The 23,624-nt window shown below is 48.0% G+C and carries 18 protein-coding genes; 17 read left to right on the top strand and 1 reads right to left on the bottom strand.

Annotated elements, in window-relative coordinates:
* Positions 1-26 precede the first annotated feature (26 nt).
* The 15 genes from HQN88_RS20510 (at position 27) to HQN88_RS20575 (ending at position 20,463) form a co-directional block, all read left to right on the top strand.
* Positions 27-1,064, top strand: coding sequence for an aliphatic sulfonate ABC transporter substrate-binding protein (locus HQN88_RS20510; protein WP_173115958.1), 1,038 nt, complete (start codon positions 27-29; stop codon positions 1,062-1,064).
* Positions 1,065-1,188: 124 nt separating this feature from the next.
* The gene (locus HQN88_RS20515; protein ID WP_246320364.1) at positions 1,189-1,935 is read left to right on the top strand and encodes an ABC transporter permease; all 747 of its coding nucleotides are present in this window, start codon (positions 1,189-1,191) and stop codon (positions 1,933-1,935) included.
* A complete protein-coding gene (locus HQN88_RS20520) occupies positions 1,932-2,741 on the top strand; it encodes an ABC transporter permease (protein ID WP_173115962.1) in 810 nt (269 codons plus the stop codon). Before HQN88_RS20515 ends, HQN88_RS20520 begins: the two co-directional genes overlap by 4 nt.
* Before the next feature lie 35 nt (positions 2,742-2,776).
* The gene (locus tag HQN88_RS20525) at positions 2,777-4,120 is read left to right on the top strand and encodes an LLM class flavin-dependent oxidoreductase (RefSeq protein WP_173115964.1); all 1,344 of its coding nucleotides are present in this window, start codon (positions 2,777-2,779) and stop codon (positions 4,118-4,120) included.
* A 156-nt stretch (positions 4,121-4,276) separates the two neighbouring features.
* Complete coding sequence (locus HQN88_RS20530) at positions 4,277-5,239, top strand: ABC transporter permease (protein WP_173115966.1); 963 nt, start codon at positions 4,277-4,279, stop codon at positions 5,237-5,239.
* Positions 5,240-5,266: 27 nt separating this feature from the next.
* Complete coding sequence (locus tag HQN88_RS20535) at positions 5,267-6,145, top strand: carbohydrate ABC transporter permease (RefSeq protein ID WP_173115968.1); 879 nt, start codon at positions 5,267-5,269, stop codon at positions 6,143-6,145.
* 108 nt (positions 6,146-6,253) lie between these two features.
* Positions 6,254-7,852 (top strand): extracellular solute-binding protein, encoded by a 1,599-nt coding sequence (locus tag HQN88_RS20540; RefSeq protein ID WP_173115970.1) that lies wholly within the window; start codon positions 6,254-6,256, stop codon positions 7,850-7,852.
* Positions 7,853-7,933: 81 nt separating this feature from the next.
* A complete protein-coding gene (locus tag HQN88_RS20545; RefSeq protein WP_173115972.1) occupies positions 7,934-8,947 on the top strand; it encodes a response regulator transcription factor in 1,014 nt (337 codons plus the stop codon).
* Positions 8,944-10,752, top strand: coding sequence for a sensor histidine kinase (locus HQN88_RS20550; protein WP_246320357.1), 1,809 nt, complete (start codon positions 8,944-8,946; stop codon positions 10,750-10,752). Before HQN88_RS20545 ends, HQN88_RS20550 begins: the two co-directional genes overlap by 4 nt.
* Positions 10,753-11,206: 454 nt before the next feature.
* Positions 11,207-14,425 (top strand): chondroitinase-B domain-containing protein, encoded by a 3,219-nt coding sequence (locus HQN88_RS20555; RefSeq protein WP_246320358.1) that lies wholly within the window; start codon positions 11,207-11,209, stop codon positions 14,423-14,425.
* A complete protein-coding gene (locus HQN88_RS37760; RefSeq protein WP_274319248.1) occupies positions 14,422-15,549 on the top strand; it encodes a CBM96 family carbohydrate-binding protein in 1,128 nt (375 codons plus the stop codon). The genes HQN88_RS20555 and HQN88_RS37760 overlap by 4 nt, the downstream gene beginning before the upstream one ends.
* 33 nt (positions 15,550-15,582) lie before the next feature.
* The gene (locus HQN88_RS20560) at positions 15,583-16,620 is read left to right on the top strand and encodes an SGNH/GDSL hydrolase family protein (protein ID WP_173115974.1); all 1,038 of its coding nucleotides are present in this window, start codon (positions 15,583-15,585) and stop codon (positions 16,618-16,620) included.
* A gap of 40 nt (positions 16,621-16,660) precedes the next feature.
* Positions 16,661-17,431: an SDR family NAD(P)-dependent oxidoreductase gene (locus tag HQN88_RS20565; RefSeq protein WP_173115976.1), complete on the top strand. Its 771-nt coding sequence runs from the start codon at positions 16,661-16,663 to the stop codon at positions 17,429-17,431.
* Entirely contained in the window at positions 17,428-19,488 is a 2,061-nt protein-coding gene (locus HQN88_RS20570; RefSeq protein ID WP_173115978.1) for a heparinase II/III domain-containing protein, read from the top strand. The genes HQN88_RS20565 and HQN88_RS20570 overlap by 4 nt, the downstream gene beginning before the upstream one ends.
* 96 nt (positions 19,489-19,584) lie before the next feature.
* Complete coding sequence (locus HQN88_RS20575) at positions 19,585-20,463, top strand: TolB family protein (RefSeq protein WP_173115980.1); 879 nt, start codon at positions 19,585-19,587, stop codon at positions 20,461-20,463.
* Positions 20,464-20,475: 12 nt separating this feature from the next.
* Here HQN88_RS20575 and HQN88_RS20580 read toward each other — a convergent pair whose 3' ends face one another.
* Positions 20,476-21,246 (bottom strand): helix-turn-helix domain-containing protein, encoded by a 771-nt coding sequence (locus tag HQN88_RS20580; protein ID WP_173115982.1) that lies wholly within the window; start codon positions 21,244-21,246, stop codon positions 20,476-20,478.
* A 143-nt stretch (positions 21,247-21,389) separates the two neighbouring features.
* On the opposite strand from HQN88_RS20580, the gene HQN88_RS20585 reads away from it, so the two are divergent.
* Both HQN88_RS20585 and HQN88_RS20590 read left to right on the top strand, forming a co-directional pair.
* A complete protein-coding gene (locus tag HQN88_RS20585; RefSeq protein ID WP_173115984.1) occupies positions 21,390-22,157 on the top strand; it encodes a phytanoyl-CoA dioxygenase family protein in 768 nt (255 codons plus the stop codon).
* Positions 22,158-22,721: 564 nt separating this feature from the next.
* Positions 22,722-23,396, top strand: coding sequence for a DUF559 domain-containing protein (locus tag HQN88_RS20590; protein WP_173115986.1), 675 nt, complete (start codon positions 22,722-22,724; stop codon positions 23,394-23,396).
* Positions 23,397-23,624 lie beyond the last annotated feature (228 nt).

Below are 23,624 nucleotides of genomic sequence, written 5' to 3' on the forward strand. Positions count from 1 at the left end.
TACACAAATTATTGGGGGGTATTACTATGAAAAATATTCGTTTACTCATCGCCATACTGGTTGTCTTTACTATCGTTTTGAGTGGTTGCGCCAAACAAACGGAAAATAAGCCTGCCAATGCAACATCTACAGCGGCAGCAACGAATTATGAGGGGCTAACGGTAAAGCTTGGGGTGCAAGGCAGTGGAGGGCTGTTCGGAAAAGCTCGTGAGGAAAAGTGGTTTGAGACGGAATTTGAAAAGCTAGGCGTAAAGGTAGAATGGTCTGAATTCCAAAGCGGACCTCCGATGACGGAAGCGATGGCTTCCAATCGACTTGATTTTGCTGGACTTGGCAACATGCCGGTCGTTGCAGCGCAAGCCGCCGATATTCCATTCAAAATTATTTCTCAGATTCTAGATGGTAAGAAGAATGTGGCTCTCATCGTTCCGACGAACAGTCCGGTCAAAAAGCTTGAAGATCTTAAAGGCAAGAAAATCGCGGTTGCCAAAGGGAGTAACGCCTTCAACTTCTTATACCGCAGCTTAGAGCAAAGTGGGTTGAAAACATCGGAGGTTGAAGTCATTCAACTACAGCCAGATGAAGCTCAGCCTGCTTTTGAAAATGGCGGTGTAGATGCTTGGGCAACTTGGGATCCGTACATCACCTTGAATACGTTGAACGGTAAAGGCCGTGTTTTAGCAGATGGCGAGGCATTGGGCGTCCTATCACCTTCATTCAATATTGTACGCAAGCAATTTGCTGAGAAATATCCGGATCTGGTTACCCTTTACTTGAAAGTGTTGGAGAAAACACGCCTGTGGGAAAATGATAACAAAGACGAAGCTTTGAAACGATATGCAGCTGAACGCAAGGTTCCTGTGGAAGTCATTAAGGGAACATTCGAACGCTCCACAATGATCAATATCGCGACAAGCAAAGAAATTGCTGCTGAGTTGCAAAAGACGGCAGATTTCCAATTCGGTATCAAGTCGATCCGTAAACAAATCCAAGTCGCTGATATCATAGATAATCAGTATGTAGAGAAAGCACTTAAACAGATTGCTGATGAGAAAAAGAAATGAGGCGTTTCCTATGCTCTCAAATGAATCTCAGATCAAACAACACCTTCCTGTTTCTGTAGTCAGGAGTAGGAAGGTAAGAGGAGGGTACCGCCCGTCCATCAAAGTTGTTAATATCGCGCTGGGCATGCTGCTGCCAGTCGTTCTTCTTATCATCTGGTCAGTGGGAAGCGCACTCGGCATCTTGAATCCGATCTTGCTGCCATCGCCACTGACGATCGTTAAGGAATTTATCTCCATGACAGCTTCTGGTGAGCTCTTGCGTAATTTGCAAATCTCAGCTTGGCGAGCATTCGTCGGTTTTCTTATTGGCGGTGGACTTGGTTTTCTAATGGGCCTATGGGTGGGGTTCTCCTATCGAACCGAAAGGCTTCTCGATCCTTCCATACAAATGCTGCGCACACTGCCTCACCTTGCGCTTGCGCCATTATTTGTGCTTTGGTTCGGTTTTGGGGAGACGTCCAAAATACTGCTCATCGCGAAAGGGGCATTTTTCCCGCTCTACGTGAATACGTTCCTCGGTCTTCGGTCCGTAGAAGTTAAGCTAATCGAGGTTGCACGCGTTCTCCAATTTAGCAGATGGCAATTGATTACGAAGCTCATTGTGCCATCAGCGCTGCCTCATATCTTTCTAGGCATTCGCTTATCGCTAGGCATTGCTTGGCTAGGACTTGTTGTTGCCGAAATGATGGGCTCCAGCTCAGGTGTAGGTTATATGATCAATGATGCACGGTTTATGTCCATTACGTCTGTCGTATTTGTGGGAATTATCGTATTCGCTGCTGTAGGCAAGCTGACGGACTCCTTAGTTAAATGGTTAGAACATCGCTTATTGCGTTGGCGTGGAACGTTTAGAGGGGAAGGTGGACAATGAGCCAATTACCAGTCAGTACTCGGCCAACGCTGCGTCCATCAGGAAATCGCATACCTCCCTATTTGCACGGTTGGATCGTTCCGGTTATCGTCATGATCGCTTGGCAGGCAGCCGGGATGTATGGCTTAGTACCCGGGAGTCTATTGCCTACACCACTTGCGATCTTGAAACAGTTCATCGACTTGGCTGCGAGCGGCAAACTGTGGAGTAACTTAGAGATTAGTATGTATCGAGCTGCGCTTGGCTTTCTTCTAGGGGGAGGCATAGGGCTATTGCTCGGACTTTCCGCGGGGTTAGGTAAATTCGTGGAGCGGGTCATGGATCCTTCTCTTCAAATGTTAAGAACCGTCCCGTTATTGGCACTTATTCCGTTATTTATTTTATGGTTTGGCATTGGGGAGTTTTCTAAAGTGCTAATGATCGCATTGGGGGCATTTTTTCCCATCTACATTAATGCCTTTCAAGGTGTGAGAAGTGTCGATGAGAAGCTTTATGAAGTTTCCCGTGTTTTGCAATATTCCAAATATCAGCAAGTTACCAAGCTTATTTTGCCAGCAGCTTTACCTCATATTTTACTAGGTTTGCGGCTTTCACTTGGCATTTCATGGCTTGTACTCGTCGTAGCTGAGTTGATGGGAACGAGCGCGGGAATTGGTTATATGATCCAGGATGCCCGTACGTATTCGAAGACCGATGTCGTGTTTGTTGGCATTGTGATCTTTGCCCTTGTGGGTAAGCTATCCGACTCATCAGTACGCTTGCTCGAACGCAAATGGCTCACGTGGCGCGATACCTTCAAAGGATAAGCAAAAACTAGCGAACGAGAAAGAAGGAAGATAAGATGACAAAAAGAGATGAACAGCTACATCTAGGAGCCTTCATTTATTATACAGGACATCATAGTGCAGGTTGGCGTCATCCTGACTCTGGCGTGGAACAAATGTTCGATATTCAGCTCTATAAAAAGTTGGCACAAACAGCGGAGCGTGGAAAATTTGATATGATTTTCTTTGCTGATTTGCTGTATGTATATGGCGTTGAACAAGCCGCATCGGGTATGCTCGAACCGTTAACACTGTTGTCAGCGCTATCGCAAGCAACAGAGCGAATCGGCCTTACCGCAACGGTGTCGACGACATATAGTGAGCCCTACAACGTGGCGCGGAAATTTGCTTCGCTTGATTTCATCAGCGGTGGTAGAGCAGGCTGGAATATCGTGACTTCCCAGCAGGATATTGAAGCGCACAATTACGGGAAGGATAAGCATCCTGAACATGGACTTCGCTACGAAATGGCGCGTGAATTCGTTGACGTGGTCACGCAATTGTGGGATAGCTGGGCGGATGATGCGCTCGTTTTGAATCGAGAATCAGGCCAATTCGCTGACCCTGCGAAAATTACACCGATTGATTTCAAAGGACAATGGTATGCCTCCAAGGGCCCTCTCAATGTTCCACGTCCACCGCAAGGATATCCCGTGCTGATCCAAGCTGGATCCTCTGGGCCAGGGCAGGATTTTGCTGCTAGTATAGGCGAAGTCGTGTTCACGGCACAACAATCGCTGGCAGCTGCACAGGCTTTCTACAGTGAGGTTCATGCAAAGCTGGCGAAGTATGGCAGAACCGATCAGGAGATCCGCATTATGCCAGGACTTTCACCGATCCTTGGCGACACAGTGGAAGAGGCTCAGCGCAAATATCAGGAACTACAGGCCCTGATTCCGCCAGATGCGGCAGTTCGGATGCTATCTGGATTTCTAAGCTTCGATCTCTCTAGTTACCCCGTGGACGAGGAACTTCCTGAAATTCCAGATCCAGTGGAAGCCTCCAATGGGATGAAAAGCCGCATTCAACTCATCATGGATGTGGCGAGGAAAGAGAAGCTTTCTATTCTTGAACTTGGACGTCGTATGCTCGCAGCGCGAGGACACATGCAATTCGTAGGCACGCCAGAGCAGCTGGCGGATCTCATGGAACAGTGGTTCCATTCTTATGGGTGCGACGGCTTCAACATCATGCCGCCTGTTCTCCCGGATGATTTAACGGATTTCGTTGATAAGGTTATTCCTATTTTGAAGGCAAGAGGATTGTTTAGAAACGAGTACACGGGTTCCACCTTGCGAGAACATTTGGAGTTGGCAAGGCCAAGCGTGGGGCACTTTAAACAGACTGTTGCAACGAGTTAAACAGATAGAAATGGTAAGTCCTTCGATTCGTCGAGGGGCTTATTTTTATTTTGGAAATATTAAAAAAAGATAAGTGCCCTTAATTCACGGTATGCCTCTTTCGCGCCGCCTACGGTACACTTCATACATAACAACGACGATAGGGTGATGGAGAACATGAGCTATTCAGAGGTTAAGCCGACGCTAAGCAAGTCTCAAGAGCAATCGGCGAAAAAATCAGGGTTATTGACCTATTACAATCGCTACAAGGTGCTGTACCTGCTGTCGATTCCGGGCATTGTTTACTTTTTAATCTTCAAATATATCCCGCTGACGGGGTCCGTGATGGCCTTCCAGGACTACAGTATTTTCACGGGGATATGGAAAAGCGATTGGGTGGGCTTGGACAATTTCCGGCGCATGTTCGAGTACGCGGATTTCTGGCGCATTTTAAAAAACACAATGGCTATCGGCTTCTATACCTTGTTCTTCGCCTTCCCGATACCGATTCTATTGGCGTTAATGATGAACGAGCTGCGTAATCAGATTTTCAAGCGTTTCGTCCAGACGGCCGTCTACTTACCTCACTTTCTGTCTTGGGTGGTGGTTGGAGGCATTGTGATTGAAATCTTAAATCCGACAAGCGGGGTCATTAACTATATCGTGTCGCTGTTTGGACATGAACCCATTTATTTCATGGGTGAGGATTCCTTCATCCGGACCATTATCGTCAGTTCAAGCGTTTGGCGCGATGCGGGTTGGAGTACAATTATTTATTTGGCAGCGATGAGCGGGATTAATCCAGACTTGTACGAAGCAGCGCAAATTGACGGAGCATCACGTTGGAAACAAACATGGGCCATTACGATTCCGAGTATTTTAACGACGATTACGATCCTCTTTCTTTTGCAAATTGGTAATTTTCTGGATTTAGGTTTTGAACGCGTATTCGTGTTCTTGAATCCTTTGAATAATTCGCAGGGGGATATTTTGGATACGTACATTTATCGCGTGGGGCTCATTCAGCGTGAATACAGCTACACGACAGCCATTGGCCTATTTAAGTCGGCGATCGGTTTCGTGCTCATTGTAACAGCCAACATGTTCAGCAAAAAAGCAACCGGCGAGGGTTTATACTAACTTATCGAAGAAAGGAGGCTCCTAAATATGTCTAGCAGTAAGTCTGCGTTAAATAAACCAAGCCCTATATCCATATTGAATCCAATTGGGCTTATTCTGATCAGCTTAATTATGGTTTTGCCGATATTGAATATTATCGCACAGTCCTTCAGTGGACCTGTTGCACTCAGTGCGGGGAAGGTCGTGTTATGGCCTGTTCAGTTCACGGTGGATAACTACGTAACGGTACTGAAGCAAATCGCGATATGGCGTGCTTTTAGTGTAAGCGTAATTATTACGGTTTGCGGTACACTCATCAGTCTCATCATGACGGCAAGCTTAGCGTATCCGCTGTCTAGAAATGAATATCGAGAGCGCAAATATATTTTGCTGCTCGTCCTTATTACGATGATTTTTCATGCTCCGCTAATCCCGAATTACTTGCTGGTTCGTAATCTGGGACTGCTCGATAGCTTATGGGCGCTAATGCTGCCCGGGGCGATCAGTGCATTTAACTTGTTCGTGATGCGTTCCTTCTTCCTCTCCATCCCAGGTGAACTAATCGAGTCCGCACGGATTGACGGTGCTGGGGAGATTCGCACGATTTGGAGCATTATTTTGCCGCTTTCGAAGCCTGCAATGGCAACGATGAGTATCATTTATTCGGTGGCGTTGTGGAACAACTATTCGAATGCACTCTATTTTATTAACAATCGTGCGCTGTTCCCGCTTCAAGTGAAATTACGTGAATTTGTCGTAACCGATTCCTCCGATTTAGCCAATACGGCAGGGGATATTGCCAATTTATCACCCGAAGGACTGAAGATGGCCGTTATCGTCATTGCGACGATTCCGATCATGCTTGTGTACCCTTTCCTGCAAAAGCATTTCATCAAAGGGATGTTAATCGGTTCGATCAAATCGTAAACGTTGTATAATAAAGATCAACTGAGCTTAAAAAACACAATGTTCCAAGTTTTTCTTTCACGATAAGATGATCACGAATCAACAACATATCGATTAGGGGGATATACAATGAAAGCTTGGTTGAAAACGGGTCTCGTCTCAACGCTAATGGTGGCGGTTATCGCGGGTTGCTCCAATTCTTCAACGAGTACGACTGGAACGAGTGCAAGCCCAGCAAATCCAGCAAGCCCTGCAAGTTCCGCGAAAGCGCAAGCACCAGTGAAAATCTCCATCTCCTTAAGTGACTCCTTAAATAAATATGCACTCGGCAGCACCGACATCAACAATGATAAATGGGTGAAAAAGCTAGGCGAATTAACGAATACGCAGCTCGACCTTCGCCTTGTGCCCCATGCGGAATTCAAACCGAAGACAGCCTTGATGTTCGCCAGCACGGATCTGCCGGATGTCATGAACACGATTCAAGGGATGTTCCCGCAGGGGCCAGATATGAGCGGAGCGATCAAGGGGGGACTGTTCATGCCGCTGGATGATCTACTCAAAGAATATGGCAAAGATTTATTGAAAGCGATTCCCGAGCAAGCGTGGAACGAAGTAAAGTACAACGGGAAAATTTATGCCATTCCAGAATATTTGTCCAATGCAAGCCGTCGCTCCACTTTTATACGGAAGGATTTGTTGGATCAAACGGGGCTGCCGATTCCGAAGACGGTAGACGATTTCCTCAACGTCCTGCGGGCCATGAAGAAGAATGGTGTTGCTGAACCGTATGCCTTCCGGAAAGATTTTGTGTATTCCGATGTGATTTTCGGAGCGTATGACGTTATGCCGTACAGCACGATGTTCGAGAAAATTGGCGATCAGGTTGTACCGAAGTTTTTCAAAGTGGAAGCGATGCAGAAAGCACTGACTGTCTACAAAACGATGTACGATGAAGGCTTGATGGCGAAGGATTTCGCAAGTCTGGACGGTAACAAATGGACGAACAACATTAATGCGGGTAAATCCGGGGTATGGAATCACAACGCGAACTTGCTGATGAACTGGATCAGTACGACGAAGCCTGCAAATGCCAAATCGGAAGTAATCATTATTCCGTCCCCAGTCGGTGATGATGGCAAGGGCGGCATGATGAAATACAGCTACACAGGCGGATTGTCCTACATCAATAGTAAGGTCAGCAAGGAGAAAGCGATTGCGATTGTGAAAATGATGAACTACATGGTGACGGAAGCGGGCGATCGATTCTTTAACTTCGGTATTGAAGGCGACACGTACACGATGCAGGATAACAAAGTCGTTTATAAACAACCGACGACACCAGAAGGCTCCTTGGAAGAGCAGTTCCGCTCCGTTATGCTGAGACTTGTGGAAGATACAGCGCTGAATAGAACACTTTTAAATACAACGGAAGATGGTAAAAAGCTAATCACACAATTTGACACCATCGTTACAAAAGAAGGAAGAAACGGCATCTCCTTCGCACCGGAGCTTGCAACGACAGCGAAATTCACGGATGCGGGTCTGAAATTCTCCGATATGCCGCCAGTTATTTTAGATCATATGCTAAAAATGGTGTACGGCAAGGAACCGATCTCCGATTGGCCGAAAGCGCTGGAAGATTGGAAAGCCAAAGGTGGAAATGAAATCATCAAGGAAGCAACAGAGCGTTACAATAAAAAAGACGGCGTCGTGATGGGCGACTAAAAAATAGCTTGTGCATTGGGTGGAAAGCATTTATTCTCGGGTTGAGGATAAATGTTTTTTGCCATAAAGGGGGGCGGCTGGATGAAGCAAATTCTGATTGTAGACGACGAACCGCTTATTCTAAAAGGTATGGTTATTATGTTGAAGCAGCATTCACATAAATTTGATTCGATACGCACGGCTAGCAATGGCGTGAAGGCGCTGCAAATGATCGAAGAATCGATGCCGCAGCTGCTTTTTACGGATATTCGGATGCCGAAGATGGATGGACTCGAGCTGTGCAAGCAGGTGCATGAGAAATATCCGCTGATCCAAAAGGTCATTATTTCGGGTTATGGTGACTTCGAATATGCCCAGGCGGGTATGTCTTATGGGGTCAAAGAATACTTATTGAAACCGTTTACGCCAGTCAAAATCCATGATCTGCTGAACAAGCTGATTTCACAGAGCGGTCATGCGATGTTATCCATTTCCAAGTATGAGGATTGGATTGAAAAGATTGTAGAGGCCATCTGGACGCTGCGAATTGATGAGGTAGAAGCGCATCTGGAGGAATTGCGGATGTATTGCATGTCGGCTTCCTCCTCGGATTCCGACTTCATACAGCTGCTGCAGGATTGCCTGCCCATGCTCAAGAAGCGCTTATCCCTTCGCAGCTTTCACCCCAAAACGGAAGAAATGACCGTTACAACAGATATGATGGCTTACTTCCAGCAGCTTCATGAGCAAATTATGAAGATTATTGATGAACTGGCGCTGCAGCGAGGTGGTCAGGATCTCATGCAGAAAGCGAAGATTTACATGGATGCCAACATTACGAATAGTCTCTCCCTAGAGGACGTTGCTGAATATTTGGGCATAACGCCACCTTATTTGAGTTTGTTGTTCAAGAAGGTGTTCAAGGAAACCTTTGTGCAATATCGCATCACGAAACGAATTGAGCTGGCGAAGCGAATGCTGGAAATGCCGCATTACCGGACGAATGATATCGCTTATGAAATCGGCTACGAGAACTACCCGCATTTTTCCCGGATGTTCAAAAAAGTCACAGGACTCTCACCGCTTGAATATCGCCATATGATGGGGATCAAATGATGAAGCCGTCCTTAGCTCGCAGCATTTTCGCCTATGTGGCTGCCATTGTTCTAATTACCGTCATGTCAATCGGTTTCTCCTCTTACTTTATTTCGTCGAATAAACTGAAGGAACAAACGGAACAGCATTTGACGGAAATTGTATCGAACGCGGTCAATCATACGGATTTATATTTGAAAAATTATGAGCGCGCACATCTTTCGCTTTTTACCAATAGCTCGGTCAAAAAGTTCGTTGACGACCCGCCAACAGGCGATTACGAGTATTATCAGTTTACGGATAGTTTGATAGATAACGTCATCAATCCGCTTTTTATTAAGTCGCCGGAGATTATGACCGTCTACTTAGCTGATTATTTCGATCACTTGGTGTATTTTGAGAATCCTGCGCTGAAGCCAATTGTAGATCCGGTACCTGCGTTTACAATGGAGGAGCTGGACAAAGAAACCGATGCACAGGGCAATATGACGATAATTAGCAATAGTGTGTTCTCTGAAAGTAGTAACCAATTCATCACGTTGGCGCGCAAAATTCATGGTGAAGTGTTCAATGAGTTCAAGGGTATTTTGGCCATCGAGATTAAAGCGGATGAGTTCGCAACCTTGTGGAAGGGGATCAATTTGGGACCGAGCGGATTTTTTGCCATTGTCGATAATGAAGGGCGCATCGTGTATCATCCCGACAAGCAGCGAATCGGTACTACGGTAAACAAGGCGTTGATGGCGAAAATAGAAGGGAATGACTTGAAATCCTTCAAAGATTCCTCGTTTGGGGAAGAACGCCTGGTCGTTAGCTCGAAGTCGGCTTATACGGGCTGGAACCTCATGGTGTCGATTCCGACGGCGGATATTAATCGGCCACTATCGAGCATCCGTTACTCCTCCTTCTGGGTGGGGGGCATCACACTGTTGTTGGCTTTGCTGCTATCTTACAGATTCGGGAGAAATATTACGAAGCCGATTCAAATTTTGAAAAATGGCATGCGCCAAACGGAAAAAGGGAACTGGGTGAAAATCCCTCAGCTGCAAACGAATAATGAGCTGGATGAGTTGATCCAGCGCTATAATCTGATGGTCGTTTCCTTGTCTGAATTAATGGACACCTTGTACCGAACAGAGCTCAGCAAGAAAGACGCTGAATTGGAGCGACAGAAGGCCGAGCTGCAATCGTTGCAGCTGCAAATTAATCCGCATTTTCTATATAATACGTTGGAAAATATTATCGTCTACGCCGTCATTCAGCAATCCACGGAAATTACGGAAATCGTGGATGCCATCGCTACGATGTTTCGTTACTCTGTGCAGACACATATCGAAGAGACGGCCATCGTCAATGAGCTCAAGCATGTACTGAACTATATGACGATCATGAAGCACAGGGTGGGGCGAGAGTTCGAACTAGACGTAAGAATTCCGCCGGAATTCTTCTTGAAGAAGACAGCTCGGCTTACGCTTCAGCCGTTGATCGAAAATATTTTCCAGCACGGCTTCGCTGATGGGATCGAGGAGCATCACTACATTCGGCTGGATGCGTGGGCGCAGGACGATGATCTGATTATCGTCCTCGAGGATAACGGCGTCGGGATGACGCCGGAGCATCTCGCTTCTCTAAACAAGCAGCTGAGCGCCAATCAATTGGCGGAAGCGAAGCTGCATAAGGGCTCCGGCAACAGTGGCGGCATCGGCATGATGAACGTGCATCGCCGCATCCAACTGGTGTTCGGCGAGCAGTACGGCCTGAGCATCGCGAGCGAGCTCGGCGTTGGCACACGGATCTATATTCGGTTTCCGAATATAGGGACGTGAGGGGGGAGGCGGCATAAGCTCAGCACCCAGCACCCGAGCAATTCAACAACCCAGCAATAGAGCACCTCAAGACCTCAGCACCTCGACAACTCGGCACCCCAGCACCCCCACTCCCAAAGCCTTGCCCCCCATGGGAGCGGTTTTTTTTGCTGCGTCCTTCCACCAAGGGGAACGAGGGTGCGCTATTCCGGGTAAAACAGACTTTTTCTAGCCGGAAGGGAACAAGGATGCACTATTCCTCCAAAAACCATCATACTCACATGTAAATGAGGCAAATAGCGTACTGACGTTCCCCTCACCTTCGCACAAAGGCTGAATTCATGCAAATAGCGCACCCACGTTCCCTTACCTGTTTAAAAAAACACAATGCTGCTTAAATTCGATCATGTGTTTAGGCGGCGGACCTAACTATAATGGGTCTTAGCTCAATAAAAAGGATGGTGAATTTATAGTTATGAACACAATGATGGTTAGGAAACAGAAGCTTGTGAGTGGCATGTTATCCGTACTTTTGCTGTTATCCCTGTGTCTGGCCATCATCCCTACACCTGCAGCCTCAGCAGCAGGATTGCCGCTAACGGAGGATTTCGAAAGCTACGGCAACGCAACAACCGGCTATACCTCACCAGTTGGAAGCACTTCGACGAGCACCCAGCCATGGAAAACTGTCGTCGGCAGCAGCACGAATTGGTCCATGGACGAGGAAGCCGCATCCGGTGGAGCGACACAGAATCACTTTCTCAGACAGACGGATGTAACCACAGGTGTCACGTATGTAGTAACGAATGACCAGTGGGGAGCAGCAACACCAGCGATCCAGACAACCGACATCACGTTATCCGGTAAGCTCAAGGTGACTGGGGCGAACAGCACTTACGCTGGACTCGTCACCAGATACTCAGGCAGTGGAACGACGGCGACGTATTACCGTTTTACGATGAAGAAAAACTCATCCAGCTATCAATTTTATCTCGAAAAAGTGACAGGCAACACGAAAGTAAGCGTGCCGCAAACGGCAGGCACCCCGAATGCTAGCGGTGTTTCCGTAACGAACACGACGCTGAGCACATCTTTCGACAATCTAGGCTACTTGCCTATTAAGCTCCAATCGACTCAAAACTCGGATGGCAGCCTAACACTCCAAGGCTATTATGGCAGCACGCTCGTCCTCTCAGGAACAGACACGACCCCGTACACATCCGGTCAAGTCGGCGTGTACAGTTATGCTGGCGCGACAGCATTTGACGATATCCAAGTTGAACTCAAAACGGTCAAAGAAGACTTCGAAAGCTATGGCAATGCTACTAGCGGTTACACATCACCAGTTGGCAGCGCTTCCACCAGCACCCAGCCTTGGAAGACCGTCGTTGGCGGCAGCACAAGCTGGCAAATGGGGGAAGAGACCGCCGTAGTCGGACTCAATCACTTCCTCAAACAAACGGACACCACAACAGGTGTCACGTATGTCCTAACGAACGACCAGTGGGGAGCAACAACGCCAGCAATCCAGACTGGTGACCTCACGCTAACAGGTAAGTTGAAAGTGACTGGCGCGAACAGCACCTATGCCGGACTCGTCGCAAGATATTCCGGCAGCGGCACGACGGCGACGTATTACCGTTTTACGATGAAGAAGAACTCATCCAGTTATCAATTTTACCTCGAAAAAGTGACAGGCAACGCGAAAGTAAGCGTGCCCCAAACGGCAGGAACGCCGAACGCTAGCGGTGTCTCCGTCACGAACACGACACTGAGCACGTCCTTCGACAGTCTCGGCTACTTGCCTATGAAACTTCAAACGACGCAGAACACGGATGGCAGCTTGAAGCTCGAAGGCTATTACGGCAGCACGCTTGTCCTTTCAGGAACAGACACGACCCCGTATACAACGGGTCAAGTTGGTGTTTACAGCTATGCGGGTGCGACGGCTTTTGACGATATGACAGCAACGGCAACAAGTGGATCGACATCATCGCCGACAGCACCAAGCGCCCCAACGAGCGTAACGACTTCACTACCTAGCACTGGTGCAATTAACGTAGCGTGGACAGCATCAGCCACAGCAACTGGCTACAATGTGAAGATGGCGTCCAGTGGGAGTGGACCCTTCACGTCGGTGAACGGATCACCGATCACATCAACGAATTACACGGTGACTGGTTTAACGGTTGGTCAGACTTACTATTTCGTCGTTAGTGCTGTGAACACAGCGGGTGAAGGCTCGAACAGCTCTCCAGCAATATCAGCGATACCGCAAACCATTGCAAATCCGCCTGTCTCTGTAAGCAACTCAACCCAGCTCGCGCAAGCGATAAATGCAGCGAACCCAGGTGCTGTGATCGAGCTAGAGAATGGGAATTATGCTTCCTTCAGCATCACAGGCAAACATGGCGATGCCAGCAATCCCATCGTGATCAAAGCGAAGAATAAAGGGATGGCGGTTTTCAACGCAGGTCCGATCAAATTCACAGACAGCTCCTACATCACTATTCAAGATATGACGTTCGTTATGGACAGCACGGCCTCGAATTGGATTCGAATCACGGGCTGTAACCATATGCGAATAACGAACAATTATTTCTATTCACCAAGCTCAGCGACGGATGCAACGAAATCTAGCTGGGTGTACATCGATGGATGGAACTCACACCACAACCAAGTGGATCACAACTTGATGGAAAATAAAAAGGATCGCGGAAAGTTTATTCTCTTTGACGGGAATCGAGACACCGTAGCGGGTACGTACGAAATTACCCAGTACGATGTGGTGGAGTACAATATTTTCCGCAATACGCTGCCTCGTCAGGAAAATGAATCCGAAGGCATCCGCCTCGGAGTGACGGATTTGGTGCATTTGAATGCGTATGCGACGATTCAGTACAACATTTTCGACCATGTGGATAGTGACCCTGAATATGTCTCTGTCAAAAGCGGCGGCAATGTCATTCGCTACAACTATTTCATTGAATCCTTAGGTGAAGTGTCCCTTAGATCAGGAAACGGTTCTAGTGTCTATGGCAACATGTTTATTGGGAATGGTCGTGAAGTACTTCCAACCAACCCAGATAGCCGAACGTTAGGTACAGGCGGTGTGCGGGTTTACGGTCAGAATCACAAGGTGTATAACAATTATTTTCAAGGGCTGACAGGGACGGAATGGGATGCGACTATTGCCCTTACTACAGGTGATAACGATAATTTGACGCAGCCGATTCCAAGCAATAATCACTACATTGCCAAGAATATTATGATCGCAAACAACACACTCGTGGACAATAAAAGCGGTATTGAGCTGGGGTTTGTGCGATACGGCATGGCTCCGCAGAATCTAACTTTTGCCAATAATGTGGTGGTGGGAGGTCAGCAAGAGCTTATTAAAATCATGACGCCAATCCCAGGTTTAAGCTGGTCTGGCAATATCATGTTTCCACAGCAAGGTGTGCCCCTAATTACGGGAAATTCGGCTGCACTTACTGAATCAGAAGTGAAAGTTGCTTATCCGATGATGAAAGAGGCGGTGCTGAACTTGAGTCAGTCCGACTATGCATGGCTTTGGACCTCAAGTGAGTATAGTAGACTCAGATCTATTCCGTATAAAAAGCTTGCAGCTAACAGCCCAGCGATCAATAGCTCGGTTGGCAATTATGGCAGGGCGGCGCCCTGTCTTTCGTGACTGAAGACATAGAACACGAAGCAAGAGCCGGTGTTCCCGATGTCGGAGCAGATGAGTACACCCCTGATCTTCTGACGGATCTCACGGCACCAAGCTGGAGCTCAGGCACACCTTTATCGCTTGGTACGGTAAATCCGCGACAAGTAACGCTCAGCTGGACTGCGGCAAATGATGATACAAACATCGTTGGTTATCGCATTTATAAGAACGGCGTTCTGTACGATACTACTTTTGGGAATAAGACATCGTATACAGCAACTGGGCTTTTGCCGGGCACGTCGTACACGTTCAAAGTTGAAGCGATGGATCAGGCTAGTCGAACAACAGCAAGCAATACCATTACTGCGACTACACCAGCAATGACAGGCATTACGATCTCAGGAGTACCTGCGAGTATCGCGCTCGGTGGTGGTAAGAAGCAACTCCTAGTAACCGCTCATTTCGCAGATACATCAACGGAAGACGCCACTGGGGCAGGAGCTGCTTTTACAAGTAGTCAAGCAAGTGTTGTGTCGGTATCTGGCAATGGCGGTATTACCGGTGTTGCATTAGGGAGTGCAACTGTATCTGCAACGTATAACGGATTCACGTCTTCTGCTCTGACGATCACAGTTAAAACACCTTCACAAACAACGAAAGTTGTGGATGCAGATACGTACGTGGACAGTGTCACATCGACTAATGCCAATACGAACTACAGTACAACGACAACGATGCTTATTCAGACAGATGGCGGGAAGCAATCGGGTTACTTGAAAGCAGCCCTGCCGACCTTGTCAGGTACCGTCGATACGGTGCAGCTGAAATTGTATGTGGCGAGTGCGCAAGCAGGAGCCGATCTCCTGCTCCATGGGATTGCCACGGATAGTTGGGATCCAACGCTCATCACTGCGGCGAATCAGCCAGCAAGAGCATTTACCGATGTGGATGCAGGTGATCTTCCTGTGACTGCAGGCAGCTACGTGACGTTTGACGTAACGAAGTATGTCCAGACCCAAAGTGACGGTACACTTAGCTTCCGGTTAACGATGGTGTCGGACGATAATCCAGCGACGGTATATACCAGAGAATATACAGACATCAACAAGGCACCAACCCTTATTTTTACAACCATCACCCCTTAATTCAAACATAGAGAGAAAGCGTGGAGAGAAGAGATGCTGGAGAATTTGGCTTATCATAATACCGCGGAGTTGGAATCGAGAATATATCTACCTGGTCTTAGGTTGCAGCGGTTTCCCAAGAAGATTCGTGAATCGCTAACCGAAAAAGGCCGAACCAAAGCTGCCGAGTCTAGCGGCTGTGAAATTCGATTTGTGACAGAGGCTAAGAACATCAAGCTGACGATGGCTGCGCAAGAAAAGGATGGACGTGTACTCGTTTTCAGAGGCGATTTTTTCCATGCTGCATTTGACTTGAAGGCTGGTGTCGTCACGACTTTACAATTGGAAGCACCCGAAAGATTTGCTGAGGTACCGCCTGCGTTATTGGATAGTGTCGCATTCTCTTCCAAAGTGTGGCGTATCTATTGCGACAGGTTTACAGCGATCTTTTATGACATAGATGCTTATGGCTTTGCGATTAGGCCTCCTGATCGTCAGGAAATACCGAAGTTGACCATGCTCGCCTACGGTTCGTCGATTACACAAGGGGCTGGCGCGTTGAGTCATTATAACGGGTATGTCCAGCAGACGGCACGCCGTCTTGGTATGGATGTGTTGAATCTAGGACTCAGCGGGTCTTGCTATTGTGAGCCGGAGCTAGCGGACCATTTGGCGGAGCGGGAGGATTGGGATTTAGCCTATCTGGAACTGGGCGTCAATATGAGGGGGAGCGTGAGCACCGAGGAATTTCAGCATCGCGCGACTTATTTATTGGATGGGATCATCCGCAATCACCCTGCGAAACCAATCTTTGTGACAACGATCTATCCGAATCGGGCAACGTATTTTCAGGATACGGCACATCCGTTTAGCGTGGCTGAAAAGCAATTTAATGAGGTGTTAAAACGTTATGTTGAGAGTCGTCAGCATGCGAATGTGACCCTTTTAGACGGAGCGCAGATCATGAGTGATTTTACTTCTTTGACAAGTGATTTGATTCATCCCTCGGATTATGGACATAGTCGGATGGGGGAGCAATTGGCTGGGTTTTTACGACCTTCTGTGGATAAGTTGCGGGCTGCACAAGGTTGATCAATATATAAAAAGTTATTTTATAGGAGGCAGAAATCATATGAATGGACTTAATCTTACTGGGAAAATTGCACTTGTAACAGGGTCGAATGCGGGGATTGGACGGGCGATTGCTCAAGCTCTTGCTGCTAATGGGGCAAAGGTAGGCGTGAATTGTCTATCTAACATAGCTCAGGGCGAAGAAACGGTGGCGGCCATTCGTGCGGCTGGCGGAGAGGCAATTCTAGTTCAAGCAGATGTGACGGATCCCGAGCAAATTAACAGGCTTGTGAATGAGGTTGAGCAGGCTTTTGGCAGCCCTATCGATATTCTGGTGAATAACGCGGGCCATTTGGTACAGCGAGTGCCGAACGCAGAGATGACCGAGGATATGTATGAGCGCATTATGAATGTGAATTTAAAAAGCACGGTGTTTATGTGCAAAAGAGTGCTGCCCGGCATGAAAGGCAAAGGAGCCGGTCGCATTATTAATATGTCATCTGTCGCTGCCTATAATGGCGGTGGACCAGGATCTAGCATTTATGCGGCTAGCAAAGCTGCTGTGATGGCGTATTCGAAGGGGCTGGCGAAGGAAGTGGCGGCAAGTGGCATCACTGTAAATAACGTGTCACCAGGGTTCATTGGCAACACGATGTTCCACGCCACGTTTACGAGTGACGCTGCGCGTCAAGCGACTATCGGTGGCATTCCACTTGGGCGCGAAGGCACACCAGAGGATGTGGCTGGTGCAGTTCTGTATTTGGCATCAGAGCTTGCTGGCTACCTGACGGGAGAGACGATTGAGGTTAACGGCGGGATGATGATGCGATGAGCGATGCCGTTAAGGTGAGCGAGACGATTAGCGCGAAGGTGCAGCGCTTAGCTTGGGCGAGTGAGGTGGCGAACTCGCTGAAGGAAGAGATGGATGGGCTGCAGGCTAGCGGCAGCCTGAACATTCCACTGGAGCCAGGCGGCTGGTGGCACCAGTATGTATGTCCGCAGCACCATACGGAGCTGCTGTTCGATCCTTCCGTAGCCGATGCGACGGGGTTTCATTGTCCGCACGGCTGTGTGGTGGAGGGGGCCGAGTACCGAGGCGCCTGGCTGGTGTATAAGCATCAGCAGCTGGCGCGGGTCGCGCTGCAGGCTGCTGCGGTTTATGCGGGGCTGCGCGACTACGCCTATGCCGAGCTGAGCAAGCGGCTGATCGTGGCGTATGCGGCGCAGTTTCCGCTGTATCCTGTGCATCCTGATGCGCAGCCGTGGATGCTGAAAGGGCGCGCGTTTCATCAAGCACTGACGGAATCGATCTGGTCCACGACGCTGATTCGGGCGTATGTCTTGCTGTTGGATGAAGGAGTAGTTTTTAGCTCAGATGAGCAGCAAAAGGTAGATATATTCCTTCATCTGCTTGAAGAGAGTATGCGTGCGTATCGTGGTATTTTGATCCACGAGCGGGACAATGCGGAGAACAACTATACCGCTTGGTTGAACGCATCACTGGCTTGTGTGTATGCCGCCCGAGGGGAGCGGCATGAGCTTGAGGCATTAGTGGAAGCCGAGGGCGGCTTCCGGCATCATCTGTCGATCGGCGTGAAGCCCGATCAGCTGGAGTTCGAAGGCAGCACGTATTATCATGTTTTCGTGCTGCGGGCGTATTTGATCTTCGCTGAGATGGCGAAGCGATGCGAGAAGGATCTGTACGCGTGCGAGGGTTCGCTAGGGCAGTCCATGCGCGGCATGGTAGAGGCGCTAGCCGAGCTCGCCGATGACCGAGGCGTGCTGCCAGCGCTGCACGACGGACCGATGGAGCGGCTGCCTTACGCCCGCGAAATCGCGGAGGTAGCCGAGCTGGGGCTGAGCCACTATGCGGTGGAAGGCCTCGTGCCGATTCTGCGCGAGGCCTATCGGCAGATGGGCTCGGCGGATGGTTCGCGCTGCGGGCTTGAAGCGCTATTGTATGGCGAGACGGCATCCACAGCGATTAGTCTCGAGGCCCTTGTGAAGCCACGCGGGTCAAAGCTATGGCCTGCGACCGGTTTTGTCATCGGAAGACAGGCGGATAACCCTCTGTCTTTTCTTGTGGATTTTGGCGAACACGGTGGTGCCCATGGGCACCTTGATAAGCTGCACTTAACATTGATGCATAAGGATCAGACACTTACGCCAGATTTCGGCGTAGTTCCGTATGGATCCACGCTTCGTCCGTGGTTTGGTGAGACCGCCAGTCATAACACGGTTTCACTAGGCGGTAAATCGCAAGCTGAGCATACGGGGCGTTGTTTACGCTTTGAACAAACGGAAACGAGCACCTATGCTTGGCTGCAAAGTGATGCGGCATATCCTGACTGTAAGCTGGATCGTCATCTCCTTTTAACAAGCGACTGGTTGTTGGAGTGGTTCGATGTTACGCTCACAAATGAGGAGCCTCAGTCAATCGAGTGGTGGATGCATCCCGTAGTTGCGCCACAATCTAGGCAACTTGTAGATCTTTCTTTTGCAGATAAAGTCCAGTATCCACCTATTCACATTCAACCAAATTTACCAGAGTTGCCTATAGTAGGGCGTGTTCTACCAGAAGAATCGAATGTTAGCTTGACGTATTTGCTTTCATCGGACGGTGTCCAGATTCATCAAACGGCATTAATGCTTTCAAACCAAGAGCTGCTGACGGTTCGAACGCCGGGCCAATCCATCGATCCAAGCGTACCGCTGACTGCGTTGCTGCATCGCCAGATCGGTACGCATGCAAGTTTTATTCATGTGTATCGTGTTGGAACGGGAGCGACGCTAGGAAGCTACCTTGGGGGGAATCGATTAGCTATTACCGCAGAAGGTCGCACGACGACCGTTCAACTTTTACCAGAACATGGGCTGCTGATTGTTTAGCGGCTCTTTTTTTTGCTATGGAAGGCAAGTGTTGGTGAGATTTGACAGTGCTTTTGAGGAGTGGGTATGATGGGACTATAAAGGACGGTGATCCCAATGAATACGTTGCAAAATCCCCGGAAGCGGGAAGAACGGCATGTCATCAGTACGCTGGAAATTGTGAATGTGGGCACGGGGGAACGTCACATATTGGCCGAATTCGATGATTTAATTGAGGCGCCGAACTGGACAAGCGATGGTGAACGTCTTATCTACAATCGGAGAGGCAGGCTCTTTGCCTATGAAATTGCTACAGGTGAGAGTTCAGTGATTGAATCCGGGTATGCGGATTGGTGTAATAATGATCATGTACTGTCCCCGGATAATTCGCAGATTGCGGTTAGTCATCACACGGAGGAAGACGGTCAGTCACGTATTTACGTGCTTCCCCTAGCTGGCGGTCAGCCTACATTGATCACAGCGATGGCCCCTAGCTATCTGCATGGGTGGTCTCCGGATGGCCGTGAATTATCCTATTGCGCAGAACGGAATGGCGTGTACAATATTTATACGATTCCCGTTCAGGGTGGTGTGGAGCGACAGCTGACCGATGTTCCTGGACTTGACGACGGTCCTGAGTATTCGCCAGATGGTCAGCATATTTGGTTTAATTCCACACGATCCGGCTTGATGCAAGTGTGGCGAATGAACGTGGATGGCAGTGAGCAGACGCAAATGACAGATGAACCCAGTAATAATTGGTTCCCACACGTATCCCCGGACGGGAATACGGTTGCCTATATTGTTTATCGTAAGGGAGATGTCGAGCCTAATGCGCATCCTCCGAATAAAGAAGTGGAAATCCGATTAATGGCAAGTACGGGAGGTTCTTCTCGAACTTTAGTTTCGCTGTTTGGTGGACAAGGCACGATCAATGTGAACTCATGGTCACCGGATAGTCAGCAATTAGCGTTTGTTAGCTATAAATTGAAGTAGTAGATAGAACTATTAGAAACGGTAAGTCCTTCGATATGTCGAGGGGCTTATTTTTATTTTGCTTTTAAACATGCGGCTCATATAAAAAGCGTTCTGATACCCGCACTGCTCAGCGATGTCCTCGAGCGTTAGATCGGTGTCGACGAGTAGGGAGCGTACCTTTTGTAGTCGAAGTGTGGTGGCATAAGCAATGGGGGACAGCTTGTACACCTGCTGAAATCGTCTGGTTAATTGAGAAGCGCTGAGACCCAGCTCCTTCGCAAGGTCTTGTAATTGAAAGTGAGTTCCAAATGCATGCTGCTCGATATAAGCAAGGGCACGGTAGGTAATCGGGTCTGTTTTGTCCTGCTGGTAGGAAGGCATATGGTCTTGTTCTTTCTCAATTTGGAACAGAAGATCCGCGATTAAGTGGTTTGCGTAGGCTCTGTTTTTATCAGAAGGCTCATCGGATAGATGTCGCAAATAAGTGAAGGTAGACGTTAAACGCTGTATATCTCGGATCATAATTTTGCCATGGAAATAGGTGCGCTCTGAACTGAATTCTATGAAAATAAAGGAGAGAGGTGAGGTTACTTTACGCTTTAACAACGTGCCTGGCGGACAAATGACAAGCTCACCAACCGACACTTCTTGGAAATCATCCTCTGCGCTGGTACTTAGGTTGTAAGAAAATCCACCAGATTGGGGGGCAAGTAGGACCCAGTCCTTATACATATCTTCTTCCATCATAAAGCTATCCCTAATTCCGCTGCAATAGTATCGAATCATTTGGATAGGTGGCATCGTGATTCACCTTTCATTGTGAAGTGTCACTTGCAAAAAAGTATATGAAATATCATAAACCAGTGCATGTGCAATGTAAATAACTCGGAGTACTATTAGGTCATGGAAGCAAATACAAGCAACAAACAAAGGAGATTACACACATGAATAAAATTAACATTCTTACCACAGAACAGATCCAAAGCTATAATGAAAAAGGCTATCTTGTGCTGCGAAATGTGTTCAGCGAGCAAGAGGCTATCGTGCTTCAAGCGGAATGCGACAAGCTCCTCACGCTAGACGCGTACACGGCACCGAATAATGTGCGAGCAGGGCACAAAGGGTATGCAAACGGTGAAGTGAAAATCGAACGACTGGACCCGGTTCATGATATTTCTGCGGTATTCGCGGATTTGGTGAAGGATGAGCGGATTCTAACGCCGCTTCGTGACATTTATTTGGATGAGCCGCAGCTGTTCAAAGATAAACTGATCTTCAAGCTGCCAGGAGCAAACGGCTACAGTATGCATCAGGATGCAGCATGGTGGCAAGGCTTCCCTATCCAGGGGCTTATCAGTGTGATGGTTGCGATTGACGGAGCTACTGTTGTGAATGGCGGGCTGGAACTGTTCCCAGGGTATCACGAGCGTCTTCGCTCAACGGCAGGGGAGCTGCGGAATATGAACGCGCAGGAAATCGCAGAAATCGATCCTGGAACAGGTGAAATTGTTGAGACGAAGCCGGGTGACGTCATTATTTTTCACTCCTTCACACCGCACCAAAGTGGAACGAATACATCGGATAAAAGCCGCAAGCAGCTGTTCCTAACGTACGCACCAGCGAAGGATGGCGACCTGTACAAGGCGCACTATCAGCACTACAAGCGTTATGCTTTGAAGGGCAAAGATTTGAGTCAGTATTATTTCTTGTAGTCCTTGAACTAGTCACCGGGGAAACATGCACGCACATACAAGTGCGCGATCCACACGTAGACGATCTACACGTACAGGATCCAAACTTACGCGATCCAAACTTACGCTATCTAAACTTTCACGATCCAAACTTACGCGATCACACGTACACGATCGTTAGGTACGCAGGTATACGCTCCGTACGTACGACCCCACACGCACAATAGATGGAAAAAGTACAGCTAATTATCGAGAAAATCCAAATTGTATCCATTTAAATGGATAATATACAGCTAATTCTCGTGTTTGCGTGCGATATTCGAGTTCCTGTCGATTTTAGATGTATGTTTTCCAGTTATTTCAATAAAACGAGAGAATGGTGCTGAATTAGCTACAGGAAATCCAGTTATTTCAAATAGTACATCGAGGACTACCAGCTAAATTGCCGCGATATCTAGATATCAGCACTAGTCATTCAATAATATTTCCCTTATAATGACAAATAAGTGACGAAGAACGTCCCGTTCCATTCAATCGAGTGGATGCGGGGCGTTTTTCTGTTTATCTAGAAGGGGGATGAGAACAATGAATGTTGCAGAAGAGCATGAAACGTTTATTCGGACGCATTTGGACAACCGTAGTGGGGAGCGGCGCGGCAGATTGGAGAGAGGACATGGGCACGGGGAGGCGCTCTTTGCGAAACAAATTTGGTGGATTTTACGTGGGGACTTCGAGCATCTTCACCCTGAATATGAGGTGCTTGATTGGCGGGGGCGTTCCTACTTTGCGGATTTTGCGTGGTTGCCAGGCTTTGTGAAGCTGCTTATCGAAATAAAAGGCTACGCCTCGCACGTTCGTGATCTGGACAGGCAGAAATTTTGCAATGAATTGAATCGCGAAACGTTTCTTCATGCGATGGGTTATCAAGTCATTTCCTTCGCTTATGATGATGTTGAGCAAAGGCCGGAGCTGTGCATAGCCTTGCTGCGAATGGTGATGGCGAGATATCAAGCGAGTTCAACACCTGTTCTACGCGCCCACATGGCAGAAAAAGAAGTACTTCGTCTCGCTGTTCAGCGTGCAGAGCCGATTCGGCCGAAGGATGTGGAGCAGCATTTTGATATTGATCATCGAACAGCGGTCATGATGCTTAAGAAACTTTGCTCAAAAGGTCTGCTCACGCCTGCCTATAGTGGAAAGGGGCAGCGCATTGTTAAGTACACATTAGCCGGAAATGGCTTGCTCGCTAACATAGATTAATGGAAAATATACAGTTAAATTAGCGAGAAATCAGCGATTTATTGAATTAGATGGAAATTATGCAGCTAAATTAAGGGAAAACAACTGATAGTACCAAAAAGGCTGAGAATAGATGGAGTTTTGGACCTCTGTCAAGAAAGTAGACACCTAATAAGAGAAGTTAACTAACGCTTTTGTAGTAAAGTTCTTCAAATCGATCCGGCGAGACATAGCCCAAAGAACCATGGA

Source organism: Paenibacillus qinlingensis (assembly GCF_013204845.1).
GTDB lineage: Bacteria > Bacillota > Bacilli > Paenibacillales > NBRC-103111 > Paenibacillus_E > Paenibacillus_E qinlingensis.